Here is a 14,869-nt window from a genome sequence, read left to right as displayed (position 1 = left end):
TTAAAGTGCGTGATTGGCCAGGCGCGCCGCGCGGCGCCGTTGCAGGAAGCCGATGACGGCGCCGCGCATGCGCGCCAGGTAGCGGTCGCGCCTGGTGGGGTTGTGGACGATGTCGGCGCGGTAGAACGACGGGCACAGCACGGCGGCATGGGCGACCTCGCCGCAGTTTCCGCAGCCGACGCAACTGCTTTCCACGTGCGCCACCGGGTCTTCCTTCAGGGGATCGCCGCTGTCCTTGACCGTCAGGGACGGGCAGCCCGACAGCCGGATACAGGCGTGGTCGCCGGTGCAGACGTCGGGATCCACGCCGAAGCGCTCCTTCACGGCGCGCTTGCCTTCCTTCACGGCCTTGTTGAACAGCGGCTTGATGCGGCGCTGCTTGTTCAGCATGCATTCCGACTGCGCGATGATGACCTTGGGGCCCTTGACGTCGGTGGTCAGCGCTTCCTCGATGGTGGCGCGCACCTTCGCCACGTCGTAGGTCCGGTCCAGCGTGCGCACCCATTTCACGCCCACGCCGCGCACGGCCTGGTCGATGGGGTTGTTGGTCGAGCGGTCCGGGTTTTCCGCCCGCGAGGACAGGATGTCCTGCCCGCCGGTGGCCGAGGCGTAGAAGTTGTCGACGATGACGATGACGCCGTCGTACTTGTTGAATACCGCGTTGCCGATGCCCGAGGACAGCCCGTTGTGCCAGAAGCCGCCGTCGCCCATGATGGAAATGGGGCGCTTGGCGGCGGGCACGTTGAAGGCCGCCGCGCTGGAGGCGCCCAGGCCGTAGCCCATGGTGGTGGCGCCCAGGTTGAAGGGCGGCAGGATGGAGAACAGGTGGCAGCCGATGTCGCAGGAGATGTGGTGCTGGCCCAGCGTTTCCTGCGCCAAGGTCAGCGCGGAGAAGATCGGCCTTTCGGGGCAGCCGGTACAGAAGCCCGCGGGCCGGGGCGGCACCACGGCGGCCAGGCCTTCGACGTGCCTGTGGAAGGCGATGGGCTGCTCGGCCGGCCGGGCGGGCTTGGGCCGCGCCAGTTCGGTGATTTCGAGCTGGCGTTCGGCCGCCTGGGTATCGGCCGGCGCGGCGGGATGCGTCTGCAGGGATTCCGGACGGTTCCGCTTGAGGAATTCGCGCAGGCCGTCGCGCATGACCTGGGTGGTGTATTCGCCCGCCATGGGCAGCACGTCCTTGCCGGACAGGCGCGTGTCCACGCCCGCGCGGCGCAGCACGGCATGCAGGTTCTGCTCGATGTAGTCGGGCTGGCCTTCCTCCAGCAGCAGCACGGCGCGCTTGCCGCGGCAGAAGTCGATGACCTCGTCCTCGATGACGGGATAGGTCACGTTCATGACGTACAGCGGGATGCGGCTGTTGCCGAAATTGTCGGCCAGGCCCAGCAGTTGCAGCGCCCGGATGACGCCGTTGTAGAGGCCGCCTTGCAGGATCAGGCCGATGTCGTCCTGGTCGCCGTCGAAATGCTCGTTGAGCTTGTGCTCTTTGATGTAGCGGATGGCCGCGGGCCAGCGTTCCTTGATCTTTTCCTGCTCGTGCAGGAAGGACGCGGGCGGCAGCACGATGCGGCTGGTGTCGCGCGCGGGGCTTTCCAGCGCCTGGGCCAGCGAAAACGCGGGGCGCTTGTTTTCCTTGGCGACGAAACGGCCGTGCACGTGACAGCCGCGAATGCGCAGTTGCAGCATGACGGGCGTCTTGCTGGCCTCGGACAGCTCAAAGCCGTCCTCCACCGCCTTGACCATGCTTTCGAGGTTGGGGCGCGGATCCAGCAGCCATATCTGGGACTTCATGGCGAACGCGTGCGAGCGTTCCTGCATGATGGACGAGCCTTCGCCGTAGTCTTCGCCCACGATGACCAGCGCGCCGCCGGTGACGCCGCCCGAGGCCAGGTTGGCCAGGGCGTCGGAGGCGACGTTGGTGCCCACCGTGGATTTCCAGGTGACCGCGCCGCGGATCGGGTACATGACAGACGCGGCCAGGGTGGCGGCCGCGGTGGCTTCGGAGGCGCTGGCCTCGAAGTGCACGCCCAGTTCCTGGAGGATGTCGTTGGCGTCGGCCAGCACGTCCATCAGGTGCGAGATTGGCGAGCCCTGGTAGCCCGCGACGTAGCCCACGCCGGATTGCAGCAAGGCCTTGGTGACCGCAAGAATGCCTTCTCCGCGGAATTCTTCGCCCGCGCCGATGCGCAATTGCTGGACTTCTTTTTTGAAAGACCTTTCAGCCATCTGGCACTCCTTCGCGGCCCGGCCTGCGGGTCCTCAAGCGTTGCTGCTGCGCAGCATCGTCACGTCAGGAAAATCTCGTCTTAAAAATACTTTAGGAGTCAACGTTTTAGCTGTCAACAAAAAAGATGAAATTTCATGGAAAACAAAAAATATCACGCTAAAACAAGGGCGTATATACTCGTTGATCTCTAGCTTCGCAGTGCCTTTCCGGCCCTGAGATGGTGCAAAAACGGATTGCGATTCGGGGTATACCCTGTGCTGCGCAACAGCATTGCGGCGCATCATGGCGCGCGTTGGCGTCACCGTGGTGCAATGCAGTCTTTCGTCGGGCCGCCATTTGGCGTTCCGGCATTCTTGGATTCCGGTGCGTGGGAGCAAAGCAACATGCGGTTGGACAAGCAGCGGGACACGGGCGCGGCGGCGCAAGGCGGCCGTTTCGTCGACGGCTACCTGGCCTACCTGCTGGCGCAAGCCAGCCAGCGCATTTCGGCGGAGTTCCATTTGCAGGTGAAGGCAGCCGGCCTGTCGGTCACCCAGTGGCGCGTGCTGGCCAGCCTGCAAGGCAGCGCCGGCGAGACCATCGGCACGCTGGCCGTGCTCGCCATCACCAAGCAGCCCACCCTGAGCAAGGTGGTGCAGCGCATGGAAGCCGAAGGGCTGGTGGCCCGCAACGGCGTGCGGGCCGACCGGCGGCAGACCCGGGTCTGCATCACCGCCAAGGGCTCCAACCTGATCGCCGCCCTGTGCGAACAGGCGCTGCAGCACCAGAAGGCGGTGCTCGCGCCGTTCGGCGAGGAAAAGGCCCTGCTGCTGATCGAGATGCTGGACGTGCTGATGACCGAGCACGTGCCGCTTGAATTGTCGGTCCCGGAAGACGAATAGGCGGCCGCCGTACCCAACGCCGTTTACTTCGATTATTTTGTTACGAGCGTATGCGTCCCCAATATGTTTTCCCTCTGTGGAAACCTGTCCCGGTACGCATAAACCCTTAATTGACGAGGGTCTTGCGGGTAGGCAATATCGCGCCGGTATTCAGACTACAGTCAGGAGTTGAACCTATGCGCCGCACTTTGATTGCTATCGCGATCGCCGCCGCCGTGGCCGCGCCCTCGATCGGGCACGCCAAAACCTTCCGCTGGGCCGCCCAGGGCGACATCCTCACCTTCGACCCGCACTCCCAGAACGAAGGCATGACGATCGCCGCCAACAGCTACGTCTACGAGCCGCTGGTGGACTACGACAAGGACTTCAAGGTCGTGCCGCGCCTGGCGACGGAATGGGAGCAGGTTTCGCCCACGCTGTACCGCTTCAAGCTGCGTCCCGGCGTGAAATTCCATGACGGCGCCGCCTTCACCGCCGACGACGTGGTGTTCTCGGTGCACCGCGCCATGGCGCCCACCTCCAACTACAAGGCCTACACCACGGGCATCAAGGAAGCGCGCAAGATCGACGACCTGACGGTCGAGATCGAGACCTCGGCGCCCAACCCGGTGCTGCTGCGCCAGTTGCCCAACGTGTTCATCATGAACAAGGCCTGGTCGGAGAAGAACAACATCGCCAAGCCGCAGGACTTCGTCAACAAGGAAGAGACCTACGGCGCGCGCAACACCAACGGCACCGGCCCCTACAAGCTGAAGTCGCGCGAAGTCGACGTGCGCACCGTCTTCGAGGAAAACAAGGACTGGTGGAACAAGGCCGGCAAGATCGGCAACGTCACCGAAGTGGTGTTCACGCCGATCAAGCAGAACGCCACCCGCACCGCGGCGCTGCTGTCCGGCGAGATCGACTTCGTGCTCGATCCGGCCGCCCAGGACCTGGACCGCCTGCGCCAGTCGGCCAAGGTGGTCGAGGGCAACGAATACCGCACCATCTACCTGGGCCTGGACCAGAAGCGCCCTGAGCTTCAGTATTCCAGCGTCAAGGGCAAGAACCCGTTCCAGGACATCCGCGTGCGCGAGGCGCTGTACCGCGCCATCGACGTGGACGCGATCAAGCGCGCCGTGATGCGCGGCCTGTCCGCGCCCACCGGCACCATGATCGCGCCGCAGGTGCACGGCTGGGCCGAATCGCTGCACAAGCGCGTGCCGTACGATCCCGAGAAGTCGCGCGCCCTGCTGAAGGAAGCCGGCTACGACGGCACCCTGAACTTCACGCTGGACTGTCCGAACAACCGCTACATCAACGACGAGGCCATCTGCCAGGCCGTGGTCGGCATGTGGGCCAAGGTGGGCGTGAAGGCGACCATGAACGCCATGCCGCGTTCGACCTACTTCCCCAAGGTGCAGAACTCCGACACCAGCGCCTACCTGTTCGGCTGGGGCGTGCCCACGTTCGACGCCATGTACACGCTGCAGAACCTGATCCGCACCAAGGGCGAGGGCGCGGACGGCATGTACAACCTGGGCAACTACAGCAACAAGGAACTGGACGCGATCATCGACCGCATCAAGACGGAAACCGACGTGGCCAAGCGCGATGCCGACATCCGCACCGTGCTGGAAATCCACGCCAAGGAATTTGGCCACATTCCGCTGCACGACCAGGTCATTCCCTGGGCGATGCGCAAGAACGTCACCGCCATCCACCGAGCCGACAACCGTCTCGTCGCCGATTGGGTCAAGGTTGACTGATCCCGGCTAATCGAACGGCGGGGCCTGCCCGGCTCCCGCCGTTTTGCCTTTTCCGCCTATGTTCGCTTTCATACTGCGTCGCCTGTTGCAGGCCGTGGCGGTGATGCTCACCGTCTCGCTATTGGCCTTCGTGCTGTTCCAATACGTCGGCGACCCCGTCACCATCATGCTGGGCCAGGACGCCACCGATGCCGAGCGCGTCGAGTTGCGTGAACGCCTGGGGCTGAACCAGCCCGCCATCGTCCAATTCGGCCATTTCGTGGCCAACGCCGCGCAGGGCAATTTCGGCATCTCCCTGCGCCAGAGCGAACCCGTTTCCGCCTTGCTGAAATCCCGCCTGCCGGCCACGCTGGAACTGTCCATGGCGGCCGCCGTGCTGGCGCTGCTGGTGGGCGTGCCGCTGGGGGTCTATACCGCCCTCAAGCGCCACAGTCTGGTGTCCCAGTTGCTGCTGGCCGGTTCGCTGCTGGGCGTCTCGCTGCCGACGTTCCTGATCGGGATCCTGCTGATCCTGGTGTTCTCCGTGCAACTGGGCTGGCTGCCCAGCTACGGGCGGGGCGATACCGTCAGCTTCGGCTGGTGGACGTCCGGGCTCTTCACCGCCACGGGCTGGAAGCACCTGATCCTGCCGTCCATCACCTTGTCGCTGTTCCAGATGACGCTGGTGCTGCGGCTGGTGCGTTCCGAGATGCTGGAGGTGCTGCGTTCCGACTACATCAAGTTCGCGCGCGCCCGCGGCCTGAAGCGCCGCGCCATCCACTTCGGCCACGCGCTGAAGAACACGATGGTGCCCGTCATCACCATCACCGGCCTGCAACTGGGCGGCATCATCGCGTTCGCTATCGTGACGGAAACCGTGTTCCAGTGGCCGGGCATGGGCCTGCTGTTCATCCAGGCGGTGCAATTCGCCGACGTGCCGGTCATGGCCGCGTACCTGTGCCTGATCGCGCTGGTGTTCGTGGTCATCAACCTGATCGTCGATCTTCTGTATTTCGTCGTGGACCCGCGCCTGCGTTCCGGGTTGACCCGCGGCGGGGGGGCTCACTGATGCGCGCCGTACTCAAACGCTGGTGGGACAGCGACATCGCCTGGGCCTGGCGCCGGGCGCCCGTGGCCATCGCGGCGACCGTGCTGCTGGCGCTCCTGCTCATCGGCTCCTTCGGCGCCGGCTGGGTGGCGCCGCACAACCCCTTCGACCTCACCAAGGTGGAATTGCTGGACGCGCTGCTGCCGCCCGTCTGGGAGGCCGACGGCCAGGCGACCTATCTGCTGGGCACGGACAGCCAGGGGCGCGACCTGTACTCGGCCATCCTGTACGGCACCCGCGTATCGCTCCTGATCGGCCTGGCCTCGGTGGTGCTGTCCATGCTGATCGGCATCGTGCTCGGGCTGGTGTCGGGATACGCCGGCGGCCGGATCGACGCATTCATCATGCGCATCGCGGACGTGCAGCTATCGTTCCCCGCCATCCTGATCGCGCTGCTGATCGACGGGGTGGCGCGCGCCGCCGTGCCGCGCGAGATGCACGAACTGATCGCCTTTCCCGTGCTGATCGGCGCGATCGCGCTGGCGGGCTGGCCGCAGTACGCGCGCACGGTGCGCGGCTCCACCCTGGTGGAGAAGAACCGCGAATACGTGCAGGCGGCAAGGGTGATCGGCGTGGCGTCGCCCGTCATCATGTTCCGCCACGTGCTGCCCAACGTGCTGGGGCCGGTGCTGGTGCTGGCCACGGTGCACCTGGCCACCGCCATCATCACCGAGGCGACGCTGTCGTTTCTGGGCGTGGGGGTGCCGCCGACGGCGCCTTCGCTGGGCACGCTGATCCGCATCGGCAACGACTTCCTGTTTTCCGGAGAGTGGTGGATCACCATCTTCCCGGGCACGGCGCTGGTGCTCCTGGTGTTGTCCGTCAATCTGCTGGGCGACTGGCTGCGCGACGCGCTCAACCCGAGATTGGGGTGACGTTCCCCCTCCGAGGCGGCAGCCGTGTGCAACAAGCAACTGAATTGAGGTATCGCGCATGAGCGCATTATTGGAAGTCCGCAATCTGCGCGTGGAGTTTCCCACGCGCCGCGGCACGCTGCTCGCGCTGGACGACGTATCGTTTTCCATCCAGGCGGGCGAAGTCCTGGGCGTAGTGGGCGAGTCCGGCGCCGGCAAGTCGCTGACCGGCGCATCCATCATCGGCCTGCTGGAGCCGCCCGGGCGCATCGCCGCGGGCGAGATCCTGCTGGCGGGCCGCCGCATCGACAATCTGCCCGATGAACAGATGCGCCGCGTGCGCGGCCGCGAAATCGGCGCCGTGTTCCAGGATCCGCTGACGTCGCTGAATCCGCTGTACACGGTGGGCCGGCAATTGGCCGAAACCATCGTGACGCACCTGGACATGAGCTGGTCGCAGGCGCGCAACCGCGCCGTGGAACTGCTGGCGTCCACCGGCATCCCGGCGGCGCGCGAGCGCATCGATCACTACCCGCACCAGTTTTCCGGCGGAATGCGCCAGCGCGTGGTGATCGCGCTGGCCCTGGCAGCCGAACCCAAACTGGTGGTGGCCGACGAGCCGACCACCGCGCTGGACGTGTCCATCCAGGCGCAGATCATCGAACTGCTCAAGCGCCTGTGCCGCGAGAACGGCACCGCGGTGATGCTGATCACGCACGACATGGGCGTGATCGCCGAGACCGCGGACCGCGTGGCGGTGATGTACGCGGGCCGGGTGGCCGAGATCGGCCCGGTGGCGGACGTGATCCACAATCCGCGCCATCCCTATACGTCGGGGCTGATGGGATCGATCCCGTCGCTGGACGGGCATGCCGAGAGGCTGGTGCAGATCGACGGCAGCATGCCGCGTCTGAACGCCATTCCGCCGGGCTGTGCATTCAATCCGCGCTGCGGCCGGCGCCTGCCGCGCTGCGCGCGGGACAGGCCGGAATTGATGCCGGCGGGCACGTCCCTGGCGGCCTGTTGGCTGCATGAAGGGGAGGCCCCCGCGCCGCGCTCCGCCGGCGGCAAAAGCGCAGAGGAGTCCGTATGAGCACGCCCTTGGTGGAAGTAAAGGACGCGGCCCGCTGGTTCGACGTGTCGCCGTCGTGGCTGGAGCGCAAGCTGGCCGGCAAGCCGCAGGTCATGCTGCGCGCCGTGGACGGCGTGTCGTTCGAGATCGCGCGCGGCGAGACGCTGGCGCTGGTGGGCGAGTCGGGTTGCGGCAAGTCGACGGTGGCGCGCATGCTGGTCGGGCTGTATGGGCTGACCCGCGGCGACATCCGTTTCGACGGGCAGCCCCTGTCGCGCATGTCGGAGCCGGGCGGACGCGCGCTGCGCAAGCGCTTGCAGATGATTTTCCAGGACCCCTATGCGAGCCTGAATCCGCGCTGGCGCGTGGGCCGCATCATCGCGGAGCCCATGCTGACGCATACGCGGATGACGCCGGCCGAGCGCAGCGCCCGAGTGGGCGAACTGCTCGGGCAGGTGGGCCTGGATCCGGCGGACCAGGCGCGCTATCCGCACCAGTTCTCGGGCGGCCAGCGCCAGCGCATCTCGATCGCGCGGGCGTTGGCGGTGAACCCCGAGTTCCTGGTGTGCGACGAGCCGACCTCGGCGCTCGACGTGTCGGTGCAGGCGCAGGTGCTGAACCTGATGAAGGACCTGCAGCGCAAGCTGGGGCTGACCTATCTGTTCATTTCCCACAACCTGGCGGTCGTGCACCACGTGGCCGACAGGGTGGGGGTGATGTACCTGGGCCGCATGGTGGAAGTGGCGCCGCGCGACGAGCTGTTCCAGCGGCCCCGGCATCCGTATACGCGGATGCTGCTGGAGGCCATTCCGGACATCAACGGCGCGGGCAAGCCGCGCACGGCCGTGGCGGGCGAAGTGCCGAACCCCTTGAACCCGCCGTCGGGCTGCACCTTCCATCCGCGCTGCCCGCACGCGAACGAGCGGTGCAAGCGGGAAGCGCCCGCCGCGATGGCGGCAGGCGTGTCGGTGGTGGCCTGCCACGCAGTGCAGGAGGGGCGGATCGCGGCATGATCCGCCTTGCGGCGGGCTCGCCCGCCGCCGGGCTCGGCCCGTTCAGTGGCGAGGGCCGTGGTCGTGGGGATGATCGCGGCGGTCGCGGTCATCCTCCTCGTCGTCCTCATCCTCTTCTTCGTCCTCGTCGTCCTCATCCTCGTCCGGATCTTCCGGCACGGGCTCTTCGGTGAGCGCGAACGGCAGCACGTCTTCCAGACTGTCGGACCAGGCGGATTCCTCGCCGTCATGGTCGAGCTTGATGAAGCGCTCGCCCTCGTTCAGCGAAATCTCGATGGCCCAGAGGTAGAGGCAGTCGTAGGTGTCGTCGTCGGACTGGGGCAGCCCGCCGCGGTTGCCCAGCAGCCGGGCGCCGGGGCCGCCCAGTTGGACGTGGGTCTGTTCCTCGTCGGGCTTGGCGTTTTCGTCCACGGGCACCCCATAGGTCACCCATTCGGTGCCCTCGTCGCCCAGCACGACTTCGGCCAGCACGGGTTTGCCCAGGTAGGCGCTCAGGGCGTCGGCCGTCTTGGCCAGCATGTCCAGTTCGGATGCACTGAAATGGGTCAGGGAGGCTGGGGGAGTGGCGGAGGCGGACATGGGGGATTCCTGGGCGCGATGAAGCCGCGACGGCACGGCAATACGAAAGTCAGGCGTATTGTCGCTCTATCGGCCCTGCCTTGCATCCGACGCTTGGGAGGTATCCAGATGGCGTACTGCGGGGCGGACAGCTAGGTCATGCCGCCTATGCTGTATACATCGTATCAGACTGTCCTACACTTCCGGCTCCGTTCCGTTTCGCCCCTCCCGCCATGCCGCCCGCCCACGCTACGCACCCGCCCGCCCGCTATCTGCTGTTTCCGCTGCTGGCGGCCCTCATCTGGTCGGTCAACATGATCGTCACCAAGATGGCCGCCGGGGTGATCGCGCCCGCCGCCATCGGGTTCTACCGCTGGGCGATGGCCGGCGCGCTGCTGACCCCCTTCGCGCTCCCGGGCGTCTGGGCGCAGCGCCGCCAGATCCTGCCCAACCTGCCCAGGCTGGCGGTGCTGGGCGGACTGGGCATGGCGCTGTACCAGGGGCTGGCCTACGTGGCGGCCGCCAGCACCACGGCGACCAATATGGGCATCATCACGGCGATGATTCCGTTGATGACCATCGGCATCGTGGCCGTGCTGCTGCGCGAGCGGCCCTCGGCCATGGCGATGCTGGGAGGCCTGCTGTCCCTGGCGGGCCTGGCGCTGCTGATCGGCGAGGGCGATCCCGCCCGCCTGCTGTCGGTGGGCGCCAACCATGGCGACGTGCTGATGGGCATCGGCGCGCTGGCCTACGCGCTGTATGGCGTGCTGCTGCGCCGCTGGGCCTTGCCCGTGGGGCCGTGGCAGTCGCTGTACGTGCAGGTGGGCTTCGGCGTGCTGTTCCAGTTGCCGGCCTTCCTGATGGCGCCGGCTTCGCCGCTCAATGGCGACAACCTGCCGCTGGTGCTGTACGCGGCGGTGTTCCCGTCGCTGTTCGCGCCCTTCCTGTGGATGCAGGGCGTGAAGCACCTGGGGCCGAACCGCGCCAGCATCTTCCTGAACGTCATGCCGGTCGCCACGGTGGCGATCGCGGCGGCGTTCCTGGGCGAAAAGCCCCACCTGTTCCACATCGCCGGCGGGGCGATGGCGCTGGCCGGCGTCATGCTGGCGCAGATGCGGGCCGGCCGCCCGGCGGCGCGGCCCAAGGCCGTCTGAAAGACCCCTTCCTGGGCGGCGGGCCGGCCATTTCGCCGCTGACGCACGCCGGTCAGGGTTCCGGCCTACAATCAGCGGTTTCTCAGCTATATCTCCTATACGAGCCCATGGCCCAATACGTCTACACCATGAACCGCGTCGGCAAGATCGTGCCGCCCAAGCGGCAGATCCTGCGCGACATCTCGCTTTCGTTTTTTCCTGGCGCCAAGATCGGCGTGCTGGGCCTGAACGGCTCGGGCAAGTCGACGCTGCTGAAGATCATGGCTGGCGTCGATAAAGAGATCGAAGGCGAAGCCATCCCCATGCCGGGCCTGAACATCGGCTATCTGCCGCAGGAACCGCAACTGAATCCCGAGCACACGGTGCGCCAGTCGGTCGAAGAGGGCCTGGGCGCCGTCGTCACCGCCAAGAAGCGCCTGGACGAGGTCTACGCCGCCTACGCCGAGCCGGACGCCGACTTCGACGCGCTGGCCGCCGAGCAGGCCGAGCTTGAGGCCATCATCGCCGCCGCCGCGTCCAGCGGCGCCGACGACATCGAGCACCAGATGGAAATCGCCGCCGACGCGCTGCGCCTGCCGCCCTGGGACGCCATCGTGGGCAAGCTGTCCGGCGGCGAAAAGCGCCGCGTGGCGCTGTGCCGCCTGCTGCTGTCCAAACCCGACATGCTGCTGCTGGACGAACCCACCAACCACTTGGACGCCGAAAGCGTGGAATGGCTGGAACAGTTTCTGCACAAGTTCCCCGGCACCGTGGTGGGCGTGACCCACGACCGCTACTTCCTGGACAACGCGGCCGAATGGATCCTCGAACTGGACCGCGGCTACGGCATCCCCTGGAAGGGCAACTACAGCTCGTGGCTGGAGCAGAAAGAAGACCGCCTGAAGCAGGAGGAATCCTCGGAATCCGCCCGCCAGAAGACCATCAAGAAGGAACTGGAGTGGGTGCGCCAGAACCCGAAGGGCCGCCAGGCCAAGGCCAAGGCGCGCCTGGCCCGCTTCGAGGAACTGTCTTCCTACGAATACCAGAAGCGCAACGAGACCCAGGAAATCTTCATCCCGGTGGGCGAGCGCCTGGGCAACGAGGTCATCGAATTCAATAACGTCAGCAAGGCCTACGGCGACCGCCTGCTGATCGACAACCTCAGCTTCAAGGTGCCGCCGGGCGCCATCGTCGGCATCATCGGCGCCAACGGCGCCGGTAAATCCACGCTGTTCCGCATGATCGCGGGCCGCGAGCAGCCGGATTCGGGCGAGGTCAAGATCGGCCAGACCGTGAAGCTGGCCTACGTGGACCAGTCGCGCGACGCGCTGGAAGACAAGAAGACCGTGTTCGACGCCGTGGCCGACGGCGCCGATATCCTGACGGTGGGCAAGTTCGAGATGTCGTCGCGCGCCTACCTGGGCCGCTTCAACTTCAAGGGCGGCGACCAGAACAAGGTCGTGGGCCAGTTGTCGGGCGGCGAACGCGGCCGCCTGCACATGGCCAAGACGCTGATCGCCGGCGGCAACGTGCTGCTGCTGGACGAACCGTCCAACGACCTGGACGTCGAAACCCTGCGCGCCCTGGAAGACGCGCTGCTGGAGTTCCCCGGCAGCGTCATGGTGATCAGCCACGATCGTTGGTTCCTGGACCGCATCGCCACGCACATCCTGGCCTTCGAAGGCGATTCGCAGGTGGTGTTCTTCGACGGCAACTACCAAGAGTACGAAGCCGACAAGAAGCGCCGCCTGGGCGAAGAGGGCGCCAAGCCCAAGCGCCTGCGCTACAAGGCTTTGAAGTAAAGGGGCTGGCTTTTTTGTTGGGTGTCTGACACCCGCGCAAGACGGTCTCGGGCTTGCCGCGGCGTGTCAGGGGTGTCAGACACCTGGCCGGGAAGTAATGGAGGCGCGACTCAGGTGTCTGACACCCGCGTAAGACAGTCTCGGGCTTGCCGCGGCGTGTGAGGGGTGTCAGACACCTGACCGGGAAGTAACGGAGGCGCGCTCAGGTGTCTGACACCCGTACGAGACGTTCATACGGGTTCAGGCGGCTCTTGCCGGGTGTCAGACACCTTGCCGCGGGCGTTCCTTGTCCGGGGCCGCAAACGGAAGGCGCGGCGGAACGGGGTTATCCTAAAGCATCCCTTCCAGGAGCCCCCGCGATGCTGCTTTGCGCTTCCGATTCCACTTTGCTGATCGTCGATATGCAGGGCCGGCTGATGCCGGTCATCCATGACGGCGACGCCGTGCTCGACGCGGCTCACAAGCTTGCGCAGGCCGCGCGCCTGCTCGACGTGCCGGTGGCGGCCACCGAGCATCACGGCAAGATGCTGGGCCCCACCGTAGAACCGCTGCGCGCGCAGGTGCAGGCCACTTTCCAGAAAATGCATTTTTCATCGGCGCTCGAACCGGGCTTCGAGGCCTGGCTGCCGGCGGCGCGCAAGACCGTCCTGGTGGCCGGCTGCGAAGCGCACATCTGCGTGCTCCAGACCGTGATCGGCCTGATCGACCTGGGCTATCGCGCGGTGCTGGTCGCCGACGCCGCGGGCTCCCGCAAGCCTTCCGACCACCACGCGGCGCTGCGCCGTGCGCGCGCGCATGGCGCCGATATCGTCACGTCCGAGATGGCGATCTTCGAATGGATGCGGACCTGCGAACACCCGCGTTTCCGCGAGGTGTTACGTCTGGTCAAATAGCGCCCGGCGGTTGCAACACTGTCCCGGGGAGGTGCAAAGATTCTCTCGCCCTTTGACACAATTCATGGGCAAACCTAACAGCCAGGGCAGGGATATTTTGCGATCCTGAAGGTTCCAAGCCCGCACGGGGATCCGCGTGCTCGCGTTCAGTTCATCGGCGTGGTCCCGGGCATGAGAATAGGAACCAAACTATGAAAATCGCATCTCTCTCCAAAATCTGTGTCGCGCTGGCGATGACCGCCGCCATGGCTGGCTGCTCCTCCTGGGACGGCATGAGCCACCGCCAGAAGAGCGCCGTCGGCGGCGCCGCGCTGGGCGGCGTCGCGGGCGCCGTGATCACCAACGGCGGCATTCTCGGTACGGTGGGCGGAGCGGCGATCGGCGGCGTCGTCGGCGACCAGGTCGGCAAGCACTGAGCATCCTCGTGCCCCCAATGCAAAACGCCCGGCATCGCCGGGCGTTTTGCATGGTGCGCCGAGCGCCCAGGCGCATCAATTTTCGCTTTGCGGCATTTCGATCTTCACTTCCAACACTTCCAGCGTGTCCTGGCGTTCCAGGTGCACCTTGATGTCTTCGGGGTTGATCTTCACGTATTTCGAGATGACGGCGATCAACTCCTGCTGCAGTTGCGGCAGGTAGTCGGGCGAGTCGTCGCGGCCCCGCTCGTGGGCCAGGATGATCTGCAACCGTTCCTTGGCGACGGAGGCGGAAGTCTTCTTTTGACCGAGCAGAAACGACAGGAAGGACATTGCTTACTTGCCTCCGAACAGGCGTTTCAGGAAACCGGGCTTTTCATAATCGGTAAAGCGCAGGGCCTTGTCTTCGCCAAGGTAACGGGCCACGACGTCCTTGTAGGCCTCGGAAACGTCGGTGTCTTTCAGGTGGATGGCCGGCAGGCCTTGGTTCGACGCCTGCAGCACGGCTTCGGATTCGGGGATGACGCCGATCAGCTTGATGCGCAGGATGTCTTCGATGTCGCCCAGCGACAGCATTTCGCCGTCGACGACGCGCTTGGGGCTGTAGCGCGTGAGCAGCAGGTATTCCTTGACGGGTTCGTCGCCCTCGACCGCGCGCTTGGACTTGGCGGCCAGGATGCCCAGGATGCGGTCGGAGTCGCGCACCGACGAGACTTCCGGGTTGGTCACGACCAGCGCGTCGTCGGCGAAGTAGGCGGCCATCAGCGCGCCCGTCTCGATGCCGGCGGGGGAGTCGCAGATGATGTATTCGAAGCCCATGCCCTTAAGGTCGTTGATGACCTTTTCCACGCCTTCCTGCGTCAGCGCGTCTTTGTCGCGCGTTTGCGAGGCCGGCAGGATGAACAGGTTTTCGAGCTGCTTGTCCTTGATGAGCGCCTGGTTGAGCGTGGCTTCGCCCTGGATCACATTGACGAAGTCGTACACGACGCGCCGCTCGCAGCCCATGATCAGGTCGAGGTTGCGCAGGCCGACGTCGAAGTCGATGACCGCGGTTTTGTGGCCCCGCATCGCGAGTCCCGCAGAAAAACTGGCGCTGGTCGTGGTTTTGCCCACGCCGCCTTTGCCGGAAGTCACCACAACAATGCGTGTCATGACGATCAAACCCTTATGTTCGAATAAATCGCGTTA

14 protein-coding genes are annotated in these 14,869 nt (G+C 65.8%); 10 read left to right on the top strand and 4 right to left on the bottom strand.

Going from position 1 to position 14,869, the window contains the following annotated elements; all coding sequences use genetic code 11:
- Entirely contained in the window at positions 1 to 2,223 is a 2,223-nt protein-coding gene (locus AVE30378_RS02095; protein WP_129239115.1) for an indolepyruvate ferredoxin oxidoreductase subunit alpha, read from the bottom strand.
- A gap of 384 nt (positions 2,224 to 2,607) precedes the next feature.
- Here AVE30378_RS02095 and AVE30378_RS02090 point away from each other — a divergent pair, with 384 nt between their 5' ends.
- The 6 genes from AVE30378_RS02090 to AVE30378_RS02065 all read left to right on the top strand — a co-directional run bounded on the left by AVE30378_RS02090 (position 2,608) and on the right by AVE30378_RS02065 (position 8,879).
- Positions 2,608 to 3,105: a MarR family winged helix-turn-helix transcriptional regulator gene (locus AVE30378_RS02090; protein WP_129239114.1), complete on the top strand. Its 498-nt coding sequence runs from the start codon at positions 2,608 to 2,610 to the stop codon at positions 3,103 to 3,105.
- A 176-nt stretch (positions 3,106 to 3,281) separates the two neighbouring features.
- Positions 3,282 to 4,853, top strand: a complete 1,572-nt coding sequence (locus tag AVE30378_RS02085; protein ID WP_129239113.1) for an ABC transporter substrate-binding protein — start codon at positions 3,282 to 3,284, stop codon at positions 4,851 to 4,853.
- A 58-nt stretch (positions 4,854 to 4,911) separates the two neighbouring features.
- Positions 4,912 to 5,901 carry an ABC transporter permease gene (locus tag AVE30378_RS02080; protein WP_129239112.1) on the top strand — a complete coding sequence of 330 codons (990 nt, stop codon included), beginning with the start codon at positions 4,912 to 4,914 and terminating at the stop codon, positions 5,899 to 5,901.
- Complete coding sequence (locus AVE30378_RS02075; RefSeq protein WP_129239111.1) at positions 5,901 to 6,815, top strand: ABC transporter permease; 915 nt, start codon at positions 5,901 to 5,903, stop codon at positions 6,813 to 6,815. Before AVE30378_RS02080 ends, AVE30378_RS02075 begins: the two co-directional genes overlap by 1 nt.
- A gap of 58 nt (positions 6,816 to 6,873) precedes the next feature.
- Positions 6,874 to 7,887: an ABC transporter ATP-binding protein gene (locus AVE30378_RS02070; RefSeq protein ID WP_129239110.1), complete on the top strand. Its 1,014-nt coding sequence runs from the start codon at positions 6,874 to 6,876 to the stop codon at positions 7,885 to 7,887.
- A complete protein-coding gene (locus AVE30378_RS02065; protein ID WP_129239109.1) occupies positions 7,884 to 8,879 on the top strand; it encodes an ABC transporter ATP-binding protein in 996 nt (331 codons plus the stop codon). Before AVE30378_RS02070 ends, AVE30378_RS02065 begins: the two co-directional genes overlap by 4 nt.
- A 42-nt stretch (positions 8,880 to 8,921) precedes the next feature.
- On the opposite strand, the gene AVE30378_RS02060 is transcribed toward AVE30378_RS02065, so the two are convergent.
- Positions 8,922 to 9,458, bottom strand: a complete 537-nt coding sequence (locus AVE30378_RS02060) for a hypothetical protein (RefSeq protein ID WP_129239108.1) — start codon at positions 9,456 to 9,458, stop codon at positions 8,922 to 8,924.
- Between the two features lie 212 nt (positions 9,459 to 9,670).
- Between AVE30378_RS02060 and AVE30378_RS02055 the strand changes: the two genes are divergently transcribed.
- The 4 genes from AVE30378_RS02055 to AVE30378_RS02040 all read left to right on the top strand — a co-directional run bounded on the left by AVE30378_RS02055 (position 9,671) and on the right by AVE30378_RS02040 (position 13,681).
- Positions 9,671 to 10,591 carry a DMT family transporter gene (locus AVE30378_RS02055; protein ID WP_129239107.1) on the top strand — a complete coding sequence of 307 codons (921 nt, stop codon included), beginning with the start codon at positions 9,671 to 9,673 and terminating at the stop codon, positions 10,589 to 10,591.
- Between the two features lie 107 nt (positions 10,592 to 10,698).
- A complete protein-coding gene (gene ettA, locus AVE30378_RS02050) occupies positions 10,699 to 12,372 on the top strand; it encodes an energy-dependent translational throttle protein EttA (protein WP_129239106.1) in 1,674 nt (557 codons plus the stop codon).
- Between the two features lie 359 nt (positions 12,373 to 12,731).
- The gene (locus AVE30378_RS02045) at positions 12,732 to 13,265 is read left to right on the top strand and encodes an isochorismatase family protein (protein WP_129239105.1); all 534 of its coding nucleotides are present in this window, start codon (positions 12,732 to 12,734) and stop codon (positions 13,263 to 13,265) included.
- A gap of 191 nt (positions 13,266 to 13,456) precedes the next feature.
- Positions 13,457 to 13,681, top strand: a complete 225-nt coding sequence (locus AVE30378_RS02040) for a glycine zipper 2TM domain-containing protein (RefSeq protein ID WP_129239104.1) — start codon at positions 13,457 to 13,459, stop codon at positions 13,679 to 13,681.
- A gap of 75 nt (positions 13,682 to 13,756) precedes the next feature.
- On the opposite strand, the gene minE is transcribed toward AVE30378_RS02040, so the two are convergent.
- Both minE and minD read right to left on the bottom strand, forming a co-directional pair.
- Entirely contained in the window at positions 13,757 to 14,014 is a 258-nt protein-coding gene (gene minE, locus AVE30378_RS02035) for a cell division topological specificity factor MinE (RefSeq protein WP_129239103.1), read from the bottom strand.
- 3 nt (positions 14,015 to 14,017) lie between these two features.
- Positions 14,018 to 14,833 carry a septum site-determining protein MinD gene (gene minD, locus AVE30378_RS02030; RefSeq protein WP_129239102.1) on the bottom strand — a complete coding sequence of 272 codons (816 nt, stop codon included), beginning with the start codon at positions 14,831 to 14,833 and terminating at the stop codon, positions 14,018 to 14,020.
- Positions 14,834 to 14,869: the final 36 nt, after the last annotated feature.

The organism is Achromobacter veterisilvae (genome assembly GCF_900496975.1).
Lineage (GTDB): Bacteria > Pseudomonadota > Gammaproteobacteria > Burkholderiales > Burkholderiaceae_B > Achromobacter > Achromobacter veterisilvae.
This window is presented reverse-complemented; position numbering and strand designations above follow the sequence as displayed.

What these genes read in the sequence shown, in the direction of transcription:
- AVE30378_RS02095 (WP_129239115.1), bottom strand. Translation starts at nt 2,223, where the DNA reads ATGGCTGAAAGGTCTTTCAAAAAAGAAGTCCAGCAATTGCGCATCGGC.
- AVE30378_RS02090 (WP_129239114.1), top strand. Translation starts at nt 2,608, where the DNA reads ATGCGGTTGGACAAGCAGCGGGACACGGGCGCGGCGGCGCAAGGCGGC.
- AVE30378_RS02085 (WP_129239113.1), top strand. Translation starts at nt 3,282, where the DNA reads ATGCGCCGCACTTTGATTGCTATCGCGATCGCCGCCGCCGTGGCCGCG.
- AVE30378_RS02080 (WP_129239112.1), top strand. Translation starts at nt 4,912, where the DNA reads ATGTTCGCTTTCATACTGCGTCGCCTGTTGCAGGCCGTGGCGGTGATG.
- AVE30378_RS02075 (WP_129239111.1), top strand. Translation starts at nt 5,901, where the DNA reads ATGCGCGCCGTACTCAAACGCTGGTGGGACAGCGACATCGCCTGGGCC.
- AVE30378_RS02070 (WP_129239110.1), top strand. Translation starts at nt 6,874, where the DNA reads ATGAGCGCATTATTGGAAGTCCGCAATCTGCGCGTGGAGTTTCCCACG.
- AVE30378_RS02065 (WP_129239109.1), top strand. Translation starts at nt 7,884, where the DNA reads ATGAGCACGCCCTTGGTGGAAGTAAAGGACGCGGCCCGCTGGTTCGAC.
- AVE30378_RS02060 (WP_129239108.1), bottom strand. Translation starts at nt 9,458, where the DNA reads ATGTCCGCCTCCGCCACTCCCCCAGCCTCCCTGACCCATTTCAGTGCA.
- AVE30378_RS02055 (WP_129239107.1), top strand. Translation starts at nt 9,671, where the DNA reads ATGCCGCCCGCCCACGCTACGCACCCGCCCGCCCGCTATCTGCTGTTT.
- ettA (WP_129239106.1), top strand. Translation starts at nt 10,699, where the DNA reads ATGGCCCAATACGTCTACACCATGAACCGCGTCGGCAAGATCGTGCCG.
- AVE30378_RS02045 (WP_129239105.1), top strand. Translation starts at nt 12,732, where the DNA reads ATGCTGCTTTGCGCTTCCGATTCCACTTTGCTGATCGTCGATATGCAG.
- AVE30378_RS02040 (WP_129239104.1), top strand. Translation starts at nt 13,457, where the DNA reads ATGAAAATCGCATCTCTCTCCAAAATCTGTGTCGCGCTGGCGATGACC.
- minE (WP_129239103.1), bottom strand. Translation starts at nt 14,014, where the DNA reads ATGTCCTTCCTGTCGTTTCTGCTCGGTCAAAAGAAGACTTCCGCCTCC.
- minD (WP_129239102.1), bottom strand. Translation starts at nt 14,833, where the DNA reads ATGACACGCATTGTTGTGGTGACTTCCGGCAAAGGCGGCGTGGGCAAA.